The 22267-nt window shown below is 41.2% G+C and carries 24 protein-coding genes; 16 read left to right on the top strand and 8 right to left on the bottom strand.

Annotated features, from left to right (window positions below):
- Window positions 1-119 precede the first annotated feature (119 nt).
- The 4 genes from cidR to KVT11_RS09045 all read left to right on the top strand — a co-directional run bounded on the left by cidR (window position 120) and on the right by KVT11_RS09045 (window position 3013).
- The gene (gene cidR / locus KVT11_RS09060; protein ID WP_035702495.1) at window positions 120-1007 is read left to right on the top strand and encodes a cidABC operon transcriptional activator CidR; all 888 of its coding nucleotides are present in this window, start codon (window positions 120-122) and stop codon (window positions 1005-1007) included.
- Window positions 1008-1024: 17 nt separating this feature from the next.
- Complete coding sequence (gene thiM, locus KVT11_RS09055; RefSeq protein ID WP_046526776.1) at window positions 1025-1849, top strand: hydroxyethylthiazole kinase; 825 nt, start codon at window positions 1025-1027, stop codon at window positions 1847-1849.
- Window positions 1836-2525: a thiamine phosphate synthase gene (thiE, locus tag KVT11_RS09050; RefSeq protein ID WP_144609977.1), complete on the top strand. Its 690-nt coding sequence runs from the start codon at window positions 1836-1838 to the stop codon at window positions 2523-2525. The genes thiM and thiE overlap by 14 nt, the downstream gene beginning before the upstream one ends.
- Window positions 2526-2638: 113 nt before the next feature.
- A complete protein-coding gene (locus KVT11_RS09045) occupies window positions 2639-3013 on the top strand; it encodes a nuclear transport factor 2 family protein (protein ID WP_017368295.1) in 375 nt (124 codons plus the stop codon).
- A 349-nt stretch (window positions 3014-3362) separates the two neighbouring features.
- Here the strand turns inward: KVT11_RS09045 and KVT11_RS09040 are convergent, their stop codons facing one another.
- The 4 genes from KVT11_RS09040 to KVT11_RS09025 form a co-directional block, all read right to left on the bottom strand.
- Complete coding sequence (locus KVT11_RS09040; protein ID WP_017368294.1) at window positions 3363-3701, bottom strand: DUF4288 domain-containing protein; 339 nt, start codon at window positions 3699-3701, stop codon at window positions 3363-3365.
- 295 nt (window positions 3702-3996) lie between these two features.
- Window positions 3997-5535, bottom strand: coding sequence for a solute symporter family protein (locus KVT11_RS09035; protein ID WP_007497838.1), 1539 nt, complete (start codon window positions 5533-5535; stop codon window positions 3997-3999).
- Window positions 5532-5846, bottom strand: a complete 315-nt coding sequence (locus KVT11_RS09030; RefSeq protein ID WP_017368293.1) for a DUF485 domain-containing protein — start codon at window positions 5844-5846, stop codon at window positions 5532-5534. The genes KVT11_RS09035 and KVT11_RS09030 overlap by 4 nt, the downstream gene beginning before the upstream one ends.
- A 335-nt stretch (window positions 5847-6181) precedes the next feature.
- A complete protein-coding gene (locus KVT11_RS09025) occupies window positions 6182-6853 on the bottom strand; it encodes a hypothetical protein (RefSeq protein WP_007497834.1) in 672 nt (223 codons plus the stop codon).
- Window positions 6854-7262: 409 nt separating this feature from the next.
- On the opposite strand from KVT11_RS09025, the gene KVT11_RS09020 reads away from it, so the two are divergent.
- The 3 genes from KVT11_RS09020 (at window position 7263) to KVT11_RS09010 (ending at window position 9061) form a co-directional block, all read left to right on the top strand.
- Complete coding sequence (locus tag KVT11_RS09020) at window positions 7263-7433, top strand: hypothetical protein (protein ID WP_017368292.1); 171 nt, start codon at window positions 7263-7265, stop codon at window positions 7431-7433.
- A 226-nt stretch (window positions 7434-7659) separates the two neighbouring features.
- Complete coding sequence (locus tag KVT11_RS09015) at window positions 7660-8787, top strand: response regulator aspartate phosphatase (protein ID WP_047946596.1); 1128 nt, start codon at window positions 7660-7662, stop codon at window positions 8785-8787.
- Complete coding sequence (locus tag KVT11_RS09010) at window positions 8777-9061, top strand: hypothetical protein (protein WP_048003004.1); 285 nt, start codon at window positions 8777-8779, stop codon at window positions 9059-9061. Before KVT11_RS09015 ends, KVT11_RS09010 begins: the two co-directional genes overlap by 11 nt.
- 342 nt (window positions 9062-9403) lie before the next feature.
- On the opposite strand, the gene KVT11_RS09005 is transcribed toward KVT11_RS09010, so the two are convergent.
- The 3 genes from KVT11_RS09005 to KVT11_RS08995 form a co-directional block, all read right to left on the bottom strand.
- Window positions 9404-10072, bottom strand: coding sequence for a glycosyltransferase family protein (locus KVT11_RS09005; protein WP_144609978.1), 669 nt, complete (start codon window positions 10070-10072; stop codon window positions 9404-9406).
- Complete coding sequence (locus KVT11_RS09000; protein ID WP_017368290.1) at window positions 10065-10754, bottom strand: class I SAM-dependent methyltransferase; 690 nt, start codon at window positions 10752-10754, stop codon at window positions 10065-10067. The genes KVT11_RS09005 and KVT11_RS09000 overlap by 8 nt, the downstream gene beginning before the upstream one ends.
- A gap of 298 nt (window positions 10755-11052) precedes the next feature.
- Window positions 11053-11193 carry an anti-repressor SinI family protein gene (locus KVT11_RS08995; RefSeq protein WP_008345506.1) on the bottom strand — a complete coding sequence of 47 codons (141 nt, stop codon included), beginning with the start codon at window positions 11191-11193 and terminating at the stop codon, window positions 11053-11055.
- Window positions 11194-11651: 458 nt separating this feature from the next.
- Between KVT11_RS08995 and KVT11_RS08990 the strand changes: the two genes are divergently transcribed.
- Together KVT11_RS08990 and KVT11_RS08985 are read left to right on the top strand one after the other, a co-directional pair.
- A complete protein-coding gene (locus KVT11_RS08990; protein ID WP_024719496.1) occupies window positions 11652-12035 on the top strand; it encodes a GtrA family protein in 384 nt (127 codons plus the stop codon).
- A gap of 26 nt (window positions 12036-12061) precedes the next feature.
- On the top strand, window positions 12062-12319 hold the full coding sequence (locus KVT11_RS08985) for a hypothetical protein (protein ID WP_008345502.1): 258 nt from the start codon (window positions 12062-12064) through the stop codon (window positions 12317-12319).
- A 34-nt stretch (window positions 12320-12353) separates the two neighbouring features.
- Here KVT11_RS08985 and KVT11_RS08980 read toward each other — a convergent pair whose 3' ends face one another.
- Window positions 12354-13199 carry an AraC family transcriptional regulator gene (locus KVT11_RS08980; protein WP_007497828.1) on the bottom strand — a complete coding sequence of 282 codons (846 nt, stop codon included), beginning with the start codon at window positions 13197-13199 and terminating at the stop codon, window positions 12354-12356.
- 181 nt (window positions 13200-13380) lie between these two features.
- Between KVT11_RS08980 and KVT11_RS08975 the strand changes: the two genes are divergently transcribed.
- From KVT11_RS08975 to qoxC, 7 genes are all read left to right on the top strand, one after another.
- Window positions 13381-14559, top strand: coding sequence for a galactokinase (locus KVT11_RS08975; protein WP_026050176.1), 1179 nt, complete (start codon window positions 13381-13383; stop codon window positions 14557-14559).
- Complete coding sequence (gene galE, locus KVT11_RS08970) at window positions 14559-15551, top strand: UDP-glucose 4-epimerase GalE (RefSeq protein WP_017368288.1); 993 nt, start codon at window positions 14559-14561, stop codon at window positions 15549-15551. Before KVT11_RS08975 ends, galE begins: the two co-directional genes overlap by 1 nt.
- A 31-nt stretch (window positions 15552-15582) precedes the next feature.
- Complete coding sequence (gene galT, locus KVT11_RS08965; RefSeq protein ID WP_058213469.1) at window positions 15583-17103, top strand: UDP-glucose--hexose-1-phosphate uridylyltransferase; 1521 nt, start codon at window positions 15583-15585, stop codon at window positions 17101-17103.
- A gap of 7 nt (window positions 17104-17110) precedes the next feature.
- Window positions 17111-18193, top strand: a complete 1083-nt coding sequence (locus tag KVT11_RS08960) for a M24 family metallopeptidase (RefSeq protein ID WP_008345497.1) — start codon at window positions 17111-17113, stop codon at window positions 18191-18193.
- Window positions 18194-18706: 513 nt separating this feature from the next.
- Window positions 18707-19663 (top strand): cytochrome aa3 quinol oxidase subunit II, encoded by a 957-nt coding sequence (qoxA, locus tag KVT11_RS08955; RefSeq protein WP_089374137.1) that lies wholly within the window; start codon window positions 18707-18709, stop codon window positions 19661-19663.
- Between the two features lie 27 nt (window positions 19664-19690).
- Window positions 19691-21649, top strand: coding sequence for a cytochrome aa3 quinol oxidase subunit I (gene qoxB / locus KVT11_RS08950; protein WP_008345496.1), 1959 nt, complete (start codon window positions 19691-19693; stop codon window positions 21647-21649).
- On the top strand, window positions 21649-22266 hold the full coding sequence (gene qoxC, locus KVT11_RS08945) for a cytochrome aa3 quinol oxidase subunit III (RefSeq protein WP_007497820.1): 618 nt from the start codon (window positions 21649-21651) through the stop codon (window positions 22264-22266). The genes qoxB and qoxC overlap by 1 nt, the downstream gene beginning before the upstream one ends.
- The last annotated feature ends 1 nt before the right edge of the window (window position 22267 follow it).

Genomic DNA, 22267 nt, shown 5'->3' with positions numbered 1-22267 from the left:
AAACAACACAACGTTCTAATCGGTGAGCTTACTTTAAAGTGTACAGCACGTTCTATTATAGGTAAAATACATATATCGAATAGTTAGTATTCCTTTTGTCTATAGAAAGGGTGAACCATGTGGACATCAGACATTTAACATATTTCTTAGAAGTGGCACGGTTAAAGAGTTTTACGAAAGCATCGCAATCGCTCTATGTGTCGCAGCCGACCATTTCCAAGATGGTCAAAAACCTTGAGGATGAGCTAGGTGTGCAGTTGTTTTACCGTAATGGCAGACAGGTTGAAATGACAGATGCTGGACAAACCATGTATACACAGGCGAGTGAAATCACACAGTCCTTTCAGAATTTAACGAGTGAATTAAATGATTTAATGAATGTGAAAAAAGGACATATCCGAATAGGACTGCCGCCCATGATTGGATCAAGCTTTTTCCCAAATGTGATGGGGGAATTCCGCCAGCAGTATCCAGATGTCACCTTTCAATTGGTGGAGCATGGCTCCATTAAAGTAGAGGAAGGGGTAGAGGATGGATCATTAGATATTGGTGTCATTGTTCTGCCTGCAAATGATAAAATTTTTCATACATACACCATCATTAAAGAGGATATGAAGCTTGTCACCCATCCATCACATCCGATGGCAGGACGTGATGAGGTTCATTTGGCTGATTTAAAGGAAGAGTCTTTTATTTTCTTTCGAGAAGATTTCGTTCTGCACAGCCGAATCTTAAATGAATGTATGAATGCGGGATTCAGGCCGAACGTTATTTATGAAACGTCACAATGGGATTTCATCAGTGAAATGGTTGCTGAGAACCTTGGAATCGGGCTTCTGCCTGAACGGATTTGCCGTGATCTAGATCCTGATAAAGTGAGGATCATTTCCTTAAATCCGTCTATTCCGTGGCATTTGGGTGTCATTTGGCGAAAGGACCGCTACTTGTCCTTTGCTGCAAGAGAATGGTTAAAGCATACAAAATCCTATGTGTGGGATGCAGAGTAAAAGGGAGGACGATACAGATGAAATTAAGCTGCGTGTCTCATCTTTTGGAAAAGATTCGAGCGGAAAATCCGCTTGTCCATAATATCACCAACCAAGTTGTGACGAACTTTACAGCGAATGGACTGCTTGCTTTAGGTGCTTCTCCAGTCATGGCAAACGCCAAAGAAGAAGTGGCAGAAATGGCGCAATTAGCGGATGCACTTGTGCTGAATATCGGCACACTAACAAAGGATACAGTGGAGGCAATGGTCATTGCTGGACAAGCGGCCAATGAAAAAGGTGTACCGGTTCTATTAGATCCTGTTGGAGTTGGTGCGACAACGTTTCGGACGAGTGCGGCGAAACAGCTGTTACAGCAAGTGGACATCGCTGTTGTTAGAGGGAATGCTGCTGAAATGGCTCATTTAATTGGAGTGAATGGCTGGCAGTCAAAAGGCGTTGATGCAAAAGGGGCAAATGGAGATGTATCGTCTTTAGCAAAGCAGGCGGCAAAAGCCCTTCAAACCGTTGTGGCGATTACGGGGAAAGTGGATGTCGTGTCAGATGGAGAAGAGGTTCTATCTATTCATAATGGACACGAATGGTTAACCAAGGTGACAGGGACTGGCTGTTTACTCACCTCTGTCATAGGGGCATTTTGTGCAACAGGGGAACGTCCCATTCATGCGTCGGCATCAGCTCTGCTGTTTTATGGTGTCGCTGCAGAAAAGGCAGCTCAGCAGACAGATGAGAAAGGGCCAGGGACCTTTCAAATCGAATTGCTAAACGCGCTGTCCAATACAAATGGTCAAGATGTAATCACGTTAGGGAAAATAGGGGGAGTTTTGCATGACGAAGGTTGATCAGCAGCTAATCAAACAGCAATTATCGGTTTATTTTATTATGGGAACAGCGAATACAAGCCGGCATCCGCTTGATGTGGTGAAAGAGGCCATTCAAGGCGGGATCACGATGTTTCAGTTTCGTGAAAAGGGTGAAGGTGCTCTTCAAGGTGAAGAAAAGAAAAAAATCGCTCAGCAGATTCAAGCACTTTGCCAAGAAGCGAATATCCCCTTTATCGTAAATGATGATGTACAGCTTGCAATCGATCTTGATGCAGATGGTGTCCATGTTGGGCAGGAAGATACAAATGCACTAGACGTACGGCAAAGAATCGGGAATAAAATATTAGGCGTGTCCACGCACAATCTAGATGAAGTGAGGCAAGCGATGAAGGACGGGGCAGACTACGTTGGGATGGGTCCAGTCTATCCTACAGAAACAAAAAAGGATACACGCAGTGTCCAAGGTGTTTCTTTAATCAACGAAGTACGTCAACACGGTCTTCACATTCCTATTGTGGGCATCGGCGGGATCACGTATGAAAATGCGGCACCAGTCATCCAAGCGGGAGCCGATGGCATTAGCATCATCAGCGCCATTAGCCAAAGCGCTGATCCGAAAAAAGCTGCGGAAGAACTAACATCTCTCGTCGAGTCAGAGAAAGCAGCTCTTTCATCTGTAAAAGACATGGATTAACTCATCCATATCTTTTCTTATCTACGTGAAAAATAGACAGTAGAGATACAATTGTGTACAATCTAATTGTTCGATTGTTTTCGAAATGACAGGTAAATAAAGGAGAATGAATGATGGAAGTGCTCGATACGTATTTTCGTCGATATGATGAAGCGGGAAAAGGGCAAGAGCAAATGAATGAATTGTTGGCATTGTTTTCAGATGATGTCATGATTGTCTTAAATGGTGCTGAAAAGCCTGGCATCCAATCGTTCACACAGTTTTTGAACACATTTTTCCACGTACATGAAGACATTAAGCATATGTGGGATGGCTGGGTGAAACGTGAAGATGGGAAGTATGAAACAAACTGGGCTGTTTGCGGAAAGTTAACAGACGGTCGTGTATATACAGCAGAAGGCATTGATATTGCGGAGCTGGATGATCAAGGAAAGATCGTTTATTTAGAAAACGTCCCGAAAAACCCAGAGTTATTCCAGCGATATTAAGAAGCCGGCAGAGCGGATATTATCCCCTCTAATTAGACAGTATGAGATAATAAGCAAGCATGAGGCTTGCTTATTATTAGATTTATTTATCCGTAAATAGCTTATCAATCAAACTTATAGCAACAAAACAAAATGGAAATGCAATGAAAATGTACAGAACGTTTTTAGGTACAAACATATTGTAATAATAGAAAAATACACTCATAAATAAAATCATCACTGCATACTTGATTATCCTCTTCACAACAGTCCTCCTAATATATATCTACCCAACCATTATTAGTGCACTTATCCCTCTTATCTAACTGTATAGCAATTTGAGTTCACACACTGGTAGCTTAGACTTCTTTTATTTGTCTAACGAATAAGCGTCAATCGCTTCTTTAGCAGATGTTTCTTGATCAAAAAGAAGATATCGGCTGTACACTTCGCTTAAATGCAGGGGACCTTCGTCTAAGTCTTCGACTAGCTCAAAGATATCGAGTACGGCTACTAGTTTTGTAGTTGTTTGTCCATGATCTCCATTTTCAAATGTCTCATCTGGAAAATGGTCTTTGACGATTTGTTTCACTTTTCGATTGTTTTTTGCTCTCACTAAAATGATTCGTTCCTCAAAGATTTTATCCGGTCTCACCTTTGCTGAGGAGCGAGATTCAAATAATAATTTTGCTGAGTACAATTTATGCATATGTTTCACTTCTTCCTTGTAGGGTGAATTTCCAGTATGTGTTTAAAATGATAACATAAGAATAACAAGAGAATTGAAGTCTATGGGGGTAATAGGGTTGAAAAGAATCATTGATAACAGAGGAGAAGTTCATGAAATTCTGCTGATCATCATCACATGCTGTTCGTTGATCACGTTGAGGAAATGTGACAAGTTAGAAAGATATAAAGAGAGATTAAAAGGCCAATTTATCCCATATTGAATACAGTTTTGAAATTGCACTGAAAAAGCCGGCAGAGCAGCCGGCTTTTTCTCATCAATCTGTATCCATATGCATACCTGTGTGTGCTTTTACTTGAATTTCTGTAAAGGTGTCTTCATCTGCTTTTTCAGAGGAGAAAATGGTGCCTAAGTAAGCCGCAAGGAATCCAAGCGGGATCGAGATAATCCCAGGGTTCGATAGTGGGATAAGCGGCTCTCCTGTGAAAATGGCTGCCCCTGATGGGTCCCAGACGCTTGGGCTGAGTGACACGATCAGGAGTGCGCTCAGAAGACCTGTTAAGCTTCCTGCGATAGCCCCTGTTGAGTTAAATCGTTTCCAAAAGACAGTGAAGATAATCAACGGTAAATTCGCACTTGCTGCCACTGCGAAGGCAAGTGACACAAGAAAAGCGACGTTTAAAGATTGCGCAAATAATGCAAGAATGATGGAAAGGATGGCCACGCCGATAGAAGCAAAGCGTGCCGCCTTCACCTGTTCACGTTCACTCGCTTTTCCTTTGCGAATAATCTGGCTATAAAAGTCATGAGCAAAGGCAGACGCGGCGGATAAAACGAGACCGGTGACCACTGCCAGTATAGTCGCAAAGGCAATAGCGGAAACAAAGGCAAATAATAAATCTCCCCCTAGGGCCTGTGCAAGCAGTGGTGCTGCCATGTTTCCTGCTGCATCGGCTGCCGTAATTGCATCTGTTCCGACAAAAGCAGCGGCACCGAAGCCGAGGAAAACCGTCATTAAATAAAAAATCCCGATGATCCACGTAGCGGATAGAACAGATTTACGCGCAGAAATGGCATCCTTTACCGTATAAAAACGGATCAAAATATGCGGCAAACCTGCTGTTCCAAGCACAAGTGCAAGGTTCAGAGACAGGGTCTCTAAAGGCACATCATATTTATTTCCTGGGTGAAGAAAAGCTTCACCAAGCGGGGTCGCTGTTTTCATCTGTTCAAACATCTTCAGCAGACTAAAATCAAACTTGGCAAACACAAGCAGCGAAATAATCAGCGTGCCCAGCATGAGAAGCACAGCTTTCGTGATCTGTACCCAGCTTGTTGCGATCATGCCGCCAAACACGACATAAATGGTCATCAAGACACCTACGATCAGCACCGCAATCCAGTAATCAATGCCAAGAAGCAGCTTGATTAATGCACCTGCCCCAACAAGCTGCGCAATCATATAAAAAGTGGAAACCGTGATGGTGTTAAAAGCAGCCACGCCTCGAATAGCAGGGCGTTTGAATCGTGCAGCAATCATATCAGCCATCGTATATTTTCCTAGATTTCGAAGCGGTTCAGCCACGACATAAAGGACGACAAGATACGCTACAAGAAAACCAATACTATAGAAAAAGCCGTCAAATCCATTTAAGGCGATCATGCCGGCGATCCCTAAAAATGAAGCAGCAGACATATAGTCCCCGGCAATGGCAAGGCCGTTCTGAAACCCAGTCAGACCGCCGCCTGCTGTGTAAAAATCACTCGCATTGCTTGTTTTTTTCGCAGCAAAATACGTGATGACCAATGTGAGCCCTACGATCGCTATGAATAAAATAAAAGCGGTCATACTCATTCGTCATCACCTCTTGATTCAATTTTTAAAGCGCTTACATATTTGTCGAACTGAGATGCTTTTTTTGCATAAAGCCCACATAAAACCCATGTCATCACAAATTGCGTGAGGGCAAATAACCAAGCCCACGTGATCGCTCCAATTGCTGGCGTGTTCAAAAAGGTGAAGTAGGATGTAGCAACCGGAAGTGAAAAGTAAAAGAGAAAAAAGAAAATCGTCATCGGTACGATAAATCTGCGTTTTTCCTCAAGAAGTTTTCGAAAATCCTTTGAAGCGGCAACCTTCTTATAATGAACGTTTTTGTCTGCCATTGTTTCCTCCTTTGTACGAATTAGGGACAAGGTACTCCAATGCATATGAGCCGATCTGGTTGTTTATGACAGTATATCATAAAAAAGGCACCCGAAAAGGGTGCTTAGCCTGATCAATTGTGGATATAAATATTGGGAAAATGAAAATAAACACAAGAAGCTGGAAATCAAATATAAGATCAAAGAAAAAAACTCTGTGATATCCATTGTCACATAGTCTGTAGATTCGATTTAGCAAATGAAACATTTTAGGTCATAATGCGTTGGCATATTAACATCAAGAATTACATTACATAAACATGTAGAGAAGCAGGCTGATGGAGCCTGCTTCTCTTTTAATATTTTTTCCCAAGACGTGTCGTATGTGAAACTGTTTTAACATGCTTTTTACGCTTTGAATCTTTGTAGACAGATAGGACAAATTTGTTGTTCCAGTAACCATTTTTCGGGCTGTAGTATGTTTTGAATGTGTAATGAAAGACTTTTTGACCTGTTGATCCTGAAGCTGTAGTTACTGTTGTAGCGAGTATGGCTATTGCTTTTAGTGTCAAGACTGCGCCAGCAACAGCACCGGTCCCTGTCGGTAATGCCAAAATTGTTGTTGTCACAAGAACGACAATAGCAAGAGTAACGTTGAATTTGTTTTTATAGGTTTTTACAAGTCTCCACTGATAATCTTTGTTTGATTTTGTGTTAAATTCGTCGTCTTCACTTAATAATTCTGATCCAACTTCTTTAAATTCTTTAATGTCTACTAGTTCATTGTTAATACGGAGTTCTTCTTTTGCCCGGTCATAAGAGACGCTATCTATTTGTTCACCATTATCAATCGTTATTGTTTGAGTGCTGCCTTTCACTACAGAATTGAAAGTATGTAGTTTGCCTTCAATTTCAGTTTGATAAGATTCTTTAATTTCTTGAGGTTCTAGGGTTACTGCGGCTACGGTTTGTAATGGAATTGTTAAAAATAGCGTCAGGCCTAAAAGTCCGATTATGAACTTTTTCATTTTGGATATTTCCCCCTTGTTTTTTGTGCAATAATAAACATATGGATAAAAAATGCTTTTCTTTTAAAAAAAGTTAATTGAGGAGTGATTGATGTGTTTTGGAATTGGGTAGTAGGCATGATCGGGATAATCATAGGGGCTTGTATCTTTGCAACGGAGTTCGAAGATGCTACTTTCTTCACTCGCTTTATTTTCAAGCTTATTGCGATTTTACTTCTTGTGTTTTCAGTGGCTTTTATTAAGTGGCGGCGTAAAAAAATACAACAGCATAATAATTCATAGTGCTCCCTCCTTTTTTGACATGTTTTCATCCTATCATTGATTGATTCGCATTTGGGAATTCGTTGGAAAATTTCTTTTTGGGTTGCGGTGACCGCAATTTAGGTTCTTTTATTTGGGAGGCGAATTTATGATGACGGTAATATCAGTATTGATGATGTTAAATGGTGCTTGTTATTTTGCTGTTTATATGAAAAAACGTAAGAATAATAAAGAAAAAGAGATGGGGTATAAAGTTATTTTTGCTGTTGTTTTCTTTTTACTAAGTGTCCCATTCATCAATATGGTCATCACTGGATAATAAAGAACAGGCTAAAGAGCCTGTTTTTTTGTTATTTAAAATACATGGCGCCTATTTCAAAAACACCAATGCGATTGCGTATAAAAACCGATATGTCTTGTGCCCTACTTGCTTAAAAAGTGCTTGCGCTATGCCGAAAACTTTACATATAAATGGGTAAATAGGGTTTTATTAGGAGTTGTTGTGCTAACATTTATTAAAAATTGGTTTTCTAGGGGGATTGTAGATGGCGTCTATACCGTCTCCAGTTGTAGCGATCAAGATAAATGAATGGTATAAGCAAATAAAAAGATTCAATGTTAAAGAGGCTCAGAAGCTAAGAGAAGAGGTTAGAAAAGAAATCGATGTCATGGAAGAAGATGAACAGGCGGTTCTTTATTTTCAGTTGATGGAGTTCCGTCATCAATTGATGACAGACTATGTGCAGCCTTCTAAAGAACCACTTGAAAAATCGGATTACTTGAAAGCTGTAGAAGGACAAGGCAAGAAGATGTCAGCCATTCTTGAATACTATTTTAATTTTTTTCAAGGAATGTATGAATTTAAAAAAGGTGAGTTTATTAGAGCTATTGTGTTCTATAAGCGCGCGGAAAAGCGCCTGGAGCAAGTAGGGGATGAGTTAGAAAGAGCTGAATTTTATTACAAATTATCAGAAGTGTTTTATCACATGAAACAGACACACGTATCTATGTATTACGTTGGTCTTTCTTATGATACTTATAAGGCACATAAGAGCAATTCCCTTTATATGATTCGAGAAATTAATTGTCTAACTGTTATGGCAGGTAATTTCATTGATTTTGAATGCAGAGAAAAGGCGCTTCCTCATTTATTGTCAGCTTTAGAAAAATCTAAGGCAATGTCTAATAAGCCAATGATTGTGAAGTCATTATTTAATATTGGGTGTTGTTTTAAAGGATTAGGTGATTTTAATAGGGCACTAGCTTATTTTAATCAGGTTATTCTAGAAGGAGAGCCTATTAATGCTACAGAGTTGCTTTTGGTTTATTATGAATTATCGTTATTTCATTTGAGTCAAAAGGAATTTATTGAGGGTGAAAGATTTTTCAAAAGAGGCTGGGAAGAAGCGAAGAATAGAAAAAATGATCTATTTTTATCGTTACTGATGGTATTGGAAATTTTATTTTTAAAAACAGCAAACTTAAGTGAAGTCATGAGCTCATTGGAAAAATTAGAGAATGAGAGGGGTTATCCATACATGGAAGACCTAGCGCTCGAAGCGGCTCGGTACTATAATGAGAATGGGCGTATGGATGAATCTGTAAAAATGTATGAAAAAGTGATGTACGCCCGAAAACAAATCCAAAGGGGCGACTGTTCATATGAATTTTAAAACGGTTCTTACTGGTTTTTTGAGTGCTTCAACATTGCTAGGTGTGATCTCATTATCATCTGTCGATTTTGATGTGAATTCAAGAAATGCTACTTCTCCAGAATCCACTGATCTGACTGTAAGAAATGCTACAGGCAGTAGCGTTACTACTGAGGATTTTCCTCTTATAACTTTATCTCAACAAGATAACGATTTTGCTGTGAGGAATGGAACCCGTTCTAGTGAAAATCCTGATGTTCGTTTTGGAACCCGTGATTCTAGATTATCTACTTGATGAATCAAACAGACCTTTAGGGTCTGTCAGGCTGTCGAGAAAATCTCGACAGCTTTATTGTCCCCATTAAAACTTACATCTCCCCATTTTATAATAGAGAAAAGCATATACAACAACGGATCGGAAAGGTTATCGGTTCTACAAATCAGATCCGAAAGTATGAGCTCCGTGTCCTTTTCTTGAAAGCTGCACAAGATCTCAAAAGCACCAAAAGGCCATTTCAAGACATGTGTGGGAGGCATTTTCATTCATGCTCACCTAACATCATGACGTGGAAAATAAAAAAAGAATGTAGAAAAACATGAGTTTCTCTACATTCTGGGCACCCGAAAAGGGTGCTTTCTACCGATAATGCGCAAGAAATGTTTGTCTTGCTTTTTCATATGCTTCTGCATCAAAATGATCTCCACATTTGTGTAAACACCAGGGCTCTTCTTGCCTTGCAATCCCAACCTCATATCCCTGCTGTGCAAACTCAAAAGATTGTGACACATCATAAAAATGAAACCCGTCTAAGAGGTCCTCACGCCACTTGATATCATATTGTGTTGCCATAAAAAGACCGTCAATAGCAGAAGCTTTGATATAACCTTGGGGCTCTGTCTGTGGATGACCAGATTCAAACGTCAGTAGCTGATAGGTGTCGTGCCGATATTCAATGACTTTCCCTCTGCAATCATGGCTCTCCCACCAGATTCCATTGTCTGGCACACTTTCTGCACCTATTACCCCAAGCATGCCAAGTGACGGATTTTGCAAGAAAAGTGGGATCAGCTCGAGAAGCATATGCTGTTTGACGATGAGTGTATCTTGATGAAGATAAATTTTAAACTGTGCAGGATGAGTGAGAGCTTCATTGTATCCAGAGGCCATACTTGATGCATGTCTAATGGGCAAAACCTCTACATGATACCCGTGCGGAGCAGGAAGTGAAGCGAGCTGCCGGAAGCAAGCTTGAAACATCGACTCATCATTTACACATAAAACAAATAAGATGGTGGGGCTACTCATTGAGTTGAACCGCCTCAACCACGTATTGATAGGCTGTCGCTGCCTCGTTAAAATCAAAACGGATGCCATGTTTTACGAGTAATTCATGTAGATCATTCATGACGCCCGTATAGGAAGGGTGTTGTACACGAATGGTTTCAAGCTCACGAACATGAAACCCGGCTGACTGAAAGAGGGCATGAATTTCGTGAAGGGTAAAGAAGCGTAAATGTGTTTGATCCATTAATCCTGCATCTGTATAAGAAAATCTCCCAGCCAGTAATTCTAAAACCGTTGAAATATGACCAATATTCGGAATGGAAGACAAGATGACCCCTTCCTTTTTCAGAAAAGGTTTGACCTTTTTTAAAACGGCCCAAGGGTCCAATAAATGTTCAAGAACATCTCCGAAAATGATGCAGTCAAATTGTTCATGCTGATAAGGCAGCGCCATCTGTTCAATATTGCCGCATAAAACATGATCCAGCGCTTTCTCAGCCTGCTTTGCTGCATCTTCAAAAGATTCAATTCCATATATGGTACGGTCTTGTTGTTTTAAGACTTTTCCAAGCTGGCCTGTGCCGCATCCGATATCCAAGATAGACGTCCATTCCTTGCGAATACGATGGACAATCACAGGGTTCACACCGTGATAATATTGATCCTTCTTTTGATGATAATAAGATAGGGAATCTGAACTCACGCGCCACCCACCTTTCTTCTTTCTTGTGTCTTATGCTTAATATATGGGTGGGGAGCTTGGTTTTATAACGAAAATGGGCAATTTTCATGAATGACAGCTAAAAAGGGGTCATATAAAGAACAGGGAACGGACTGTCCTCCTAAAAATAGAAAGACAGAACCCCATTGAGTGGAAGGGATTGGTATGATGAGGTGTTCAATTATTGTAGCGTATCGTCATGAAAGGATGTTTAAAAGGTCAATTGACAGGTTAGAACTTTAGCCAAAGCAATCTGAAAGACAAAGGATAACGGCGTTGATTACGGTTTGTTTATCATCTTCTGATCACCGTTGGATGTTAAAAAAGCTTGTATTTCCTCGATGCCTAGTCCAATTTTTTTCGCTTCTTGAATCAAATAAACCCACTCTTCGTCAACTCTTCTTTTCACTTGCGTATCCATAATATCCTCCAGTTCAATAAGACATATTCATCTGCAACCAATGACTTGAACAAACCGTCTAGTAACTGTACGTGTATGTGAATGGAGTACAAAAATAGATTTTTGTCGAAAAATGATGACATTTAACCTATTTTGTAAAATCTATCACCTACCACGTCCCTAAAAAAATGACTAAAAAACCCATAAATATTGAATTCTTACTTCTCATAATAAACAATTGTAAAGTCAGTTAAAAGATTATAAATTAAAATAATGATAAAGACCTAAATCATTTGACTCATATAAACCCATAAGGTTGACATATGCCATCAGCGAGAACAAATTTCATCTTTACAGGACGCACATATTGTTCGTTTGGGAAGTTCTTCTTAAGATGGTATTCTAAAAGAAACAGAATTCACCAAGAAGGAATGAAGAAAGACATGTATAGCCTTTTTCAAAAGTATCAAGAAGTTGTCATGTATCTGATCATGGGTGTGTGTACAACCATTGTCAACATAGTCAGCTTCTATTTATTCGTTGAGATGTTTTCTATGGATTACAAAACAGCAACGGTTGTTTCATGGGTATTTGCTGTGCTCTTTGCTTATATCACCAATAAGAAGTATGTCTTCAAGCAAAAGGCTCGTGACACAAAAAGCCTGATGCGTGAGCTTTCTTCATTTTTTAGTGTCCGTCTCATGTCTCTAGGTGTAGATCTGGGGTTGATGATTTTATTTGTGAGCCAAATGGCGCTCAACGAAACCGTCGCAAAAATTCTTGTTAACTTTGTGATTGTCGTGGTCAATTATGTCGCCAGTAAATGGTTCGTCTTCAAGAAAACAAAAGAAGATGCGATTTAACACATGAAAAAGATAGGTGATGTGAAATGAGCAGCAGGCCAGACGAATTATATGATGCCATATATCAACAAACAGAAAAGCAGCATGAACAAGTGTTGAGGCTAGTCAAGGAAATGACCGCACATCCAGAAGCATTTTCTGAGCAAGAAAAGGAAAAGATCAACCGAATGGACATTGCGCTTCAAACAGCAACGGACATTTTAGAAAATTTAATGACCCCTGATACGCAAATGACCATTGTTTTAAGACAAGGGAGAATTCGTGTTGACCTGACGAAAGCGTAAAAGAAGCAGCCAATTGAAAAGCGGCTGCTTTTTATTATGCATCGCTTGTTTCCCGGAGTTGCTTTGGAGACATGCCGATTTTCTTTCGAAAGACTTTATTCAAGTAATTCGCGTTTCGGTAGCCGCACTGTATGGCGATTTCTTCAATCGAGTATTTCGTTGTTTTCAGTAACGTTTCCGCCTTTTCTAAACGAATATTGGTTAAATAATGAATCGGTGTGAAGCCAGTGGCCTTTTTGAATTCCCTCGTAAAATGACTTTTGGATAAACGTGCCGCAGCTGCCATATCGTCAGGCCCAATCTCCTCGTGAAAATGGTGGCTTGCAAATAAGGCCGCTTGGACGATGGGCTCAGGCCATTTCTCCATTTGTCCCTCAAGCTTTGGCAAATATGAATACAGTTCCATGACAAATTGATAAGCAAGGCTAGACCCCTCAAATGGATTGGTAATCCGTCTTTCACTGGCTTCATCATAAATCTTCTTTAGCAGGCGGATCGGTTTGGAATTCGGATGAAAACGCATGACCTGCTTTCCTTGATCGATAAATTGATCAAAGCAAAGGTCACAGGCTTCCCCATAAAGTGTTAAATAGAGAAATTCCCAATGTTCACTGTCTTCTGGAAAATAGTATTGATAAGCACTGGGGCTTTTCACCAGAAAGGCCTGTCCAGGCAATACTTTGAATCGTTTCTGTCCGATTTCAATCATGCCGTGTCCAGACAGTGTGAGCTGAAAGATGCACTTGCCCTGATCCTTCCGCTCTACGCCATTCCAGCTGTATAACGAAGATGATTGAACTTCCCAGCCAACAGACCAGATTTGGGCCGGCAATGTCACATCAGAATGGTGAAAACGAAATGCAAATGCTTCCTTCTTCAAATTGGAAACCCTCCTTCACAGCAAAAAACAACCTTTTTCTATTTTGAATCATGTTACACCTCATATCACATCGTACCATTCACAGCAAAAAAAGGGTATTTTTTAACGATTTTTTTACCATTGAACTTCAGCTGACGGGGCAACTAAAATAAGATTATCAGAAGAGAAAAGGGGAATGGATATGATCGACACATTACGAGCAGCATTTCACCAGCAATTTGGAGATCAGGAAGAACTCCGCTATTTTTTCGCCCCAGGCAGAGTCAATCTGATTGGTGAACACACAGATTATAATGGGGGCCATGTCTTTCCATGTGCACTCACTCTTGGTACATATGCTGCGGGAGCAAGACGATCAGATGGACGCGTCAGAATGTATTCCTTGAATTTTGAAGAAGAAGGTGTGAAAGAGTTCGACCTTTTTGAAATCGCTTTCTCAAAATCGGACGGCTGGGCGAATTATCCGAAGGGAGTATTCCAACAGTTTATCGAAGCAGGCATGGATGTGAAAGAAGGCTTTGATATTGTGTATGCTGGCAATATTCCAAATGGCGCAGGTCTGTCATCTTCTGCCTCTATTGAGCTCGTCACGGCTGTCTTGATCAATGAATGGTCGTCATTCGGTGTAACGCAAATCGACCTAGCCCTTCTTGCGCAGCGTGCTGAAAATGAGTTTATTGGCGTGAACTGCGGCATTATGGATCAATTTTCAATTAGTCTTGGAAAAGATGGTCACGCTATTTTGCTCAATTGTGACACACTTTCCTTTGAATACAGCCCATTTCGGCAAGAGGGTCTGGCACTTGTCATTGCCAATACAAATAAAAAACGAACACTTGCAGATTCCAAATACAATGAGCGCCGTTCGGAATGTCAATCTGCTTTAAGCGATCTTAGAAAAGAATTAGATATCGGTCATTTATGTGAGCTCACGGAGGATGAATTCGCTAAGCATGATCATTTGATACAAGATGAAACGTGTAGAAGACGTGCAAGACATGCCATCACGGAAAACGAGAGGACCATGAAAGCAGTAAATTTTCTGAAAGATGATAAAATGGAAGAACTAGGTGCACTCATGAAGGCATCTCACCTTTCTTTAAAGAATGATTATGAAGTCACTGGGCTTGAGCTAGATGCACTGGCTGAAGCCGCATGGCAACATCCAGGGGCGATTGGTTCCCGTATGACAGGTGCTGGCTTTGGGGGCTGTACCGTCAGCATTGTGAAAGAAGAGCTTCTGGACTCATTTATAGAAGAAACAGGTGCGATTTATCAAGAAAAAACAGGCATTCAAGCCTCTTTTTACACAGCTGGAATTGGAGGCGGCGCTAGAGAATTAACGAAGGAGGAATTTTGATGGCAATTTTAGTATGTGGGGGAGCAGGTTTTATTGGCAGTCATGCGGTAGCGGCTCTTTTGGCTAAAGGAGAACAAGTAGTAATTGTGGATAATTTGCAGACAGGTCATAAAGAGGCAGTCGTAAAGGGTGCCGTATTAGAAGAGGGAGATTTAAGGGATCATGCTTTTTTAAGACGGGTTTTTCAAACGCATGACATAGAAGCGGTCATGCACTTTGCGGCAGATTCACTTGTTGGAGAAAGTGTAACAGACCCGCTGAAGTACTATGACAACAATGTCGGAGGGGCAACGGCTTTACTTCAGGTGATGAATGAATTTGATGTGAAACGCATTGTATTCTCTTCAACTGCTGCGACATATGGTGAACCAAAGCGTGTACCGATCGTTGAAACGGATGAGACGAACCCAACAAATCCTTATGGGGAAACAAAGCTCGCGATTGAGAAAATGCTGAAGTGGTCTGAGCAGGCATATGGTATTGAATATGTTGTGCTTCGTTATTTTAATGTAGCCGGTGCTCATACAGAAGGGATTGTCGGGGAAGATCATCAGCCAGAAACGCATTTAATCCCAATTATTTTGCAAGTGGCATTAGGAAAACGTGATCAAATCATGATTTACGGTGAGGATTATGAAACAGAGGATGGCACATGCATTAGAGACTACATTCATGTCATGGATTTAGTAGAGGCGCACATTCTAGCGGTTGAGCGTCTGCGTGAAGGAAAAGGAAGTGCGACGTACAACTTAGGGAACGGCACAGGCTTCTCTGTGAAGCAGGTCGTAGAAGCTGCAAGAGAAGTGACGGGGCATGCCATTCCAGCACAGGTGGCAGAAAGACGTGCGGGTGATCCAGCTAAGCTGATTGCTTCATCAGAAAAAGCGCTGAAAGAACTAGGATGGAAGCCGCAATATGCAGATCTCCACACCATCATTCAAAGTGCATGGGATTGGTTTCAGAAACATCCAGATGGCTATCAAAGTGAGTAACGTGTAGCAGGCAGGGGAGGAGACAAAGGGAATGGCGATTGATATTTTTGAAAAGCTAGAACAGCTGATTCAATATGGGGTTAATAAAGAGCTGATATCACCACTAGATATGGATTATACAAGGAACCGGCTGCTAGAGGTGCTTGGTCTCGATGATGCTGAGGCAAGAACAGTCTCAGGAGACAGCGACCTTGAAGACATCTTAATGCCGATGCTCGATTGGGCAGTTGAAACAGGTCTTATTCCTGACGGGACAGATACGTATCGTGATTTATTAGATGCCAAAATCATGGGCTGCTTGGTGGCGCCTCCGAGTGTCATCTATGCAAAGTTTGAAGAGAAACGCAAGCATTGCGGACCAAAGGCAGCGACAAGCTGGTTTTATGAAATGCAGCAGCATGCCCACTATATTCATACAGGCAGAATCGCCAAAAATGTGCAGTGGTTTACACCGACAGAAGATGGTGAGCTTGAGATCACGATTAATCTATCGAAACCGGAAAAGGACCCAAAAGCGATCGCTGAAGCCAAACAGCTTAGTCAAAAGCAATATCCTCTTTGTCTCCTTTGTAAAGAAAACGTTGGGTTTGGGGGACGCATCAATCACCCAGCAAGACAGAATCACCGGATTATTCCGGTAACACTTACAAATGAGTCGTGGTTTATGCAATTCTCGCCGTATGTGTATTACAACGAACATTGTATTGTGTTCAAGGGCGAGCATGAACCAATGCAGATATCTAAAAAGACCTTCGAGCGTCTGCTTTCCTTCATATCTATATATCCGCACTATTTTATAGGATCAAATGCTGATCTTCCCATTGTTGGAGGCAGCATATTAAGTCATGACCACTTTCAAGGTGGTGCTCATGAATTTCCGATGGCGAAAGCAAAGATGGAAGAAGTGTTTTCTCTCGAAAAGTTTCCGAGGGTGAAGGCGGGTATTGTGAAATGGCCGATGTCAGTGATCAGGCTTCAAAGCAGCGACCAGCAGACGCTTGCGGAGGCAGCGGATTTTATATTACATGAGTGGAAAATGTATTCAGATCCAGAAGCGGGGCTGTTCTCACATACAGGAGAGACCCCGCACAATACCATTACACCGATCGCACGCCGCCATGGGGATGAGTACGAATTAGATCTCGTGCTACGAAATAATCGTACAGACAAGCAGCACCCAGGCGGAATCTTCCATCCGCACAAAGAAGTTCATCATATTAAAAAAGAGAATATCGGATTAATCGAAGTCATGGGTCTCGCCGTGCTTCCTGGAAGATTAGCAGCGGAATTAAGCCAGCTAAAAGCGGCGCTGCTATCCAAAAACCCTCTTGAAGAAATCAAAGCCTGTCCGCCTATCATGAAGCACGAGTCATGGGCAGAGCGTCTGATCGAAGAGAATACCTTTACGAAGGACAACGTAGAAACCATTTTACAAAAAGAAATCGGCCTCATTTTTTCTCGTATACTCGCGCAGGCGGGTGTGTTTAAAAGAACAGAGCAAGGGAAAACAGCATTTAAACGTTTCGTTCAAACACTCCATACAGGCAGGTGATGAGTTGATGATTGAACAGGTAAGAACTTTAATGGAAGAAAAACAACTCGATGGTGTTCTGATTCAAAAGCGTAATAACTTTTCTTGGCTTACAGGAGGAAGAAGAAACCACATTGTGTTAAACACGCCAGAGGGCGTTTGTCAGCTACTTGTGTTGAAAGACGACATTGTTCTAGTTGTGAATCAAATGGAAGAAAAACGAATCATTGAAGAAGAAATGGCGTATTTTGACCATCCCTTTCAAGTCGTCACAATGGATTGGTTTGAGGATGAGACTCCTTACATTCAAACACTCATAAAAGACAAACGAATCGGTGCGGACATTCACATGGAAGGAGTGGAGTGGATCGAACCCGATTTGTCTCGTGTTCGATCGATCCTTTCAGCGCCACAGCTCAGCCAATACGAAACCCTTTGTCATGACACAGCGGTTATTGTAGAAAGTGTCTGTCAAGAAATCGTTCCAGGACAGACGGAGCATGAAATTGCTTCGCTTGTTGCTCAAAGAGCGATTGGGCAGGGGATGACGATAGAAGTGCTGCTTGTGGCGACAGATGACCGGATTCATCAATATCGCCACCCGATCCCAACAGAAAAAGCACTTCAAAAGCATGCACTGGTTGTCCTTTGTGCTGAACGGCATGGACTCGTGGCAAATGTCACAAGATCCGTTTACTTTGGACAGCTACCAAAGGAGCTTGAAGAAAACAAAGAAAGGCTTGCGCGAATTGACACGGTCATGAATGCGGCCACTCGTCCAGGGAACACCATTGGAGATGTATTGAAGGCAGGCATTGCTCAATATGAAAAAGAAGGCTTTCCTGATAGCTGGAAAAAGCTTCACCAAGGAGGCAAGACTGGATTTGTGTCTAGAGAGATCATTGCAGTTCCTTCATCCGTGGAAGAGATCCAGCTTCATCAAGTATTCACTTGGAATCCTTCCTTACCAGGATTGAAATCAGAAGATACGATGGTCGTCGAGAAAGAAGGAAATCGCTTTTTAACCTATACAGGCAAGTGGACGTATATAGACATAGAACATGAAGGAAGCATCTATAGACGACCAGACATTTTGGTGAGAGACGAATAATGAGAAGCCGGCGATGAGCCGGTTTTTTGCTGGAAGTCTTTAGCGAGTTTCCACTCATTTATCACCATTACCAATCATTACAGCGCATAGGGGGAGGATCGATACTTTCTTTTCTTGTCGACTTGCGTTAAAATGAGTAAGGTTTTTGTTAAATATGGGGATACCTATTTTAGAATTGTTTACCTAGATAAAATTTCATAAAGTTAAATTGAAATTTGACCAAACTTTTTTATTGTGGTAAACCTAAATTTGACAAAGTTCTTGATTGTTTGTCCTTTGCCTTCAACTCTCAACTTTTCAAATTCCTAGAAATTTATTGTGTGTGCAATAATATAAATTTATGGCGAATTTATGACATTTCAATAGAAATCTGTTGAAAAATAAATGAACTTTTGAAAAAAGGGGAGCTAACTCCAACAGATTTTGATAGCATTACAAAGGGAAGAAAAGTTTTCGAAGGCAGATGGCTTTTCACAATTATTCAGCAATTTATACATTATTTAAGGAAGGATGGTGATCTTCTTGTTCAGAGCCATTAAACCTATGCTTTTATTAGCGATGCTCGTGAGTGTTTTTGTATTAGGAGGTTGCAGCAATATCGCTGTTTTAGATCCTAAAGGACCAGTCGCAGCACAACAAAAAGACTTAATCCTTTTATCTATTGGATTCATGCTCTTTATCGTTGGTGCGGTATTTGTACTGTTTACCATCATTTTGGTTAAATACCGTGAGCGTAAGGACGTTGGAAACGCCTCTTATAACCCAGAACTACACGGGAATACGCTTCTAGAAGTTGTCTGGACAGTGATCCCAATATTAATCGTTGCTGCCCTTTCAGTTCCAACTGTAAAAACCATTTACTCTTTGGAAGAGGCGCCTCAAGCAACAAGTCATAAAGATCCACTTGTCGTTTATGCTACAGCAGTTGATTGGAAATGGATCTTCAGCTATCCAGAGGAAAATATTGAAACAGTGAACTACTTAAACATTCCAAAAGATCAGCCGGTTTTATTCAAAATCACTTCCGCTGATACAATGGCATCTCTATGGATTCCTCAGCTAGGCGGGGAGAAGTATGCGATGGCTGGAATGGAAATGGAACAATATCTTCAAGCTGATGAAGTAGGCACATATGAAGGAAGAAACGCCAACTTCACAGGCGAAGGCTTTGCTCAGCAAAAATTCAAAGTCAATGCGATGACGCAGTCTGACTATGATAAATGGGTAAATAAAACGAAAAAAGAAGCACCAAAGTTAACGAAGAAAACGTATGACTACTTGATGCTTCCTGATGCTGCAGATGTGCAGACATTCTCATCAACACATTTATCTTTTGCGAAGCACGGAGAGGATTCTGAATATGCACTCCAAGCACGCAAACGTTTAGGTTACCAATCAGTTTCTCCGCATTCCAAGACAGATCCTTTCGAGAATGTGAAGAACTATAAAAGAAAATTAGAAAACGAATAAACTGACTAAGGAAAGGAGGAGGCCGTTATGCATTTAAAATGGGATGAGTTTTTTGTAACTGGAGACCCATTAATTCTTGGTGCGCAAATTTCTATCGCTCTTACTTCCATTGCCATTGTGTTTGTTTTAACCTACTTCAAAAAGTGGAAATGGCTCTGGAAAGAATGGCTGACATCAGTTGATCATAAAAAGCTTGGAATCATGTATATCCTTGCTGCTGTGATTATGTTCTTCCGCGGTGGGGTAGACGGACTGATGATGCGCGCGCAGCTGGCGCTTCCTAATAATACGTTTTTAGATTCAAACCACTATAATGAAATTTTCACAACGCATGGTACGATCATGATTTTATTCATGGCGATGCCATTCTTAATTGGTTTAATCAATGTCGTGGTTCCTCTTCAAATTGGTGCACGTGACGTTGCATTCCCGTATTTGAACAACTTGAGCTTCTGGACATTTATGGTCGGAGCAATGCTGTTCAACATTTCCTTCGTTATTGGAGGATCACCAAGTGCAGGCTGGACGAGTTACATGCCGCTCGCCGGAAATGATTTCTCACCAGGACCTGGACAGAACTACTACTTGCTCGGGCTCCAAATTGCAGGTATTGGTACACTAATGACAGGTATTAACTTCATGGTGACCATCTTAAAAATGCGTACAAAAGGTATGACGCTTATGCGTATGCCGATGTTTACATGGACAACATTGATCACGTCTGTCATTATCGTTTTCGCATTCCCTGTTTTAACAGTTGCTTTAGCACTTATGACATTCGATCGTTTATTCGGTTCAGCATTCTTTACACTCGAAGCGGGCGGTATGCCAATGCTTTGGGCGAACCTTTTCTGGATTTGGGGACATCCTGAGGTATATATCGTTATCCTGCCGGCTTTCGGTATTTTCTCAGAAATCTTTGCGACGTTCTCAAGAAAGCAGTTGTTTGGTTACAAAGCGATGGTTGTATCGATTGTGGCAATCTCTGTTCTTAGTTTCCTTGTGTGGGTTCACCACTTCTTTACAATGGGGAACAGTGCAGCGGTTAACTCATTCTTCTCGATTACAACAATGGCGATTTCTGTACCAACAGGTGTGAAAATCTTTAACTGGCTCTTTACAATGTATCGAGGCCGTATCAGTTTTACATCCCCAATGCTTTGGGCACTTGGTTTCATCCCGAACTTCGTAATCGGTGGTGTGACTGGGGTTATGCTTGCGATGGCAGCTGCGGATTACCAGTACCATAACACGTACTTCTTAGTATCCCACTTCCACTATGTATTAATCGCAGGTACTGTATTTGCCTGTTTTGCAGGTCTTGTTTTCTGGTATCCGAAAATGTTTGGTTACAAGTTAAACGAACGAATCGGCAAATGGTTCTTCTGGGTATTCATGATCGGATTTAACATCTGTTTCTTCCCGCAGTACTTCTTAGGACTGCAAGGAATGCCAAGACGTATTTATACGTATGGACCAGAAGATGGCTGGACTGCACTAAACTTTATTTCAACAATTGGTGCATTCATGATGGGTATCGGATTCATCATCCTTTGCTATAACATTTACTACAGCTGGAGACACGCGAAACGTGAAGTGTCTGGAGACAGCTGGGGAGAAGGACGTACGCTTGACTGGGCGACATCTTCTGCAATTCCGCCGCATTATAACTTTGCAGCACTTCCAGAAGTGACGTCACCAGATGCATTCCATCATTGGAAGCAAAACAATGTAGACGTTCATCCTGAAAAAGAATTCAAGAAAATTCACATGCCGCACAATTCAGGCAGACCGCTGATCATGTCTGCATTCTTCGGACTTGGTGCATTCGGTCTTGTATTTGAATGGTACTGGATTGGCGTTATCGGCTTAATCGGTGTATTCGCAACAATGATTTTACGTTCATTTGAATATGACGATGGCTACTATATTCCTGTTGAAGAAGTGATTGAAACAGAGAAAAAGAATAAGGAGGCGCAGAAGTAATGGGACATAATGATAGCAGCTATGCAAATGCACCGCTTGAATATCAGTCTGAAACAGGACGTTTAAACATCCTTGGTTTCTGGATATTCCTTGGCGCGGAAATCGTGTTATTCTCAACACTTTTTGCGACCTACTTTGTTCTTCATGGCAGAACAGCTGGCGGCGTTTTGCCAGCTGAGCTATTTGATATGAAGCTTGTATTGATCATGACATTCCTGCTATTGGTGAGTTCATTTACATGCGGGATTGCCGTTCATGAAATGCGCCGTGGAAGTACAAAAGGGGTTGTCATTTGGACGATTCTGACACTGCTTCTAGGTGCAGGCTTCGTTGGTTTTGAGATTTTCGAATTCTTCCATTATGTACATGAGGGTGCGAGCATCCATACAAGTGCATACTGGTCTGCATTCTTTGTTCTTTTAGGAACTCACGGATTACACGTATCCATCGGTATCTTCTGGATTACAGGTGTCTTGTTCCAAATTAAAAAACGTGGATTAACACCACAAACAGCAGCGAAGATCTTTATCTCAAGTCTATACTGGCATTTCCTTGATGTTGTATGGATTTTCATCTTCACAGCTGTGTACTTGATCGGATTAGGGGGGCTTTTGTGAT

The sequence above is a fragment of the Bacillus sp. GbtcB10 genome (genome assembly GCF_019091365.1).
GTDB lineage: Bacteria > Bacillota > Bacilli > Bacillales > Bacillaceae > Bacillus > Bacillus altitudinis.
Note: the sequence above shows the minus strand (reverse complement) of the source record. Positions and strands in the feature narration are given on the sequence as shown.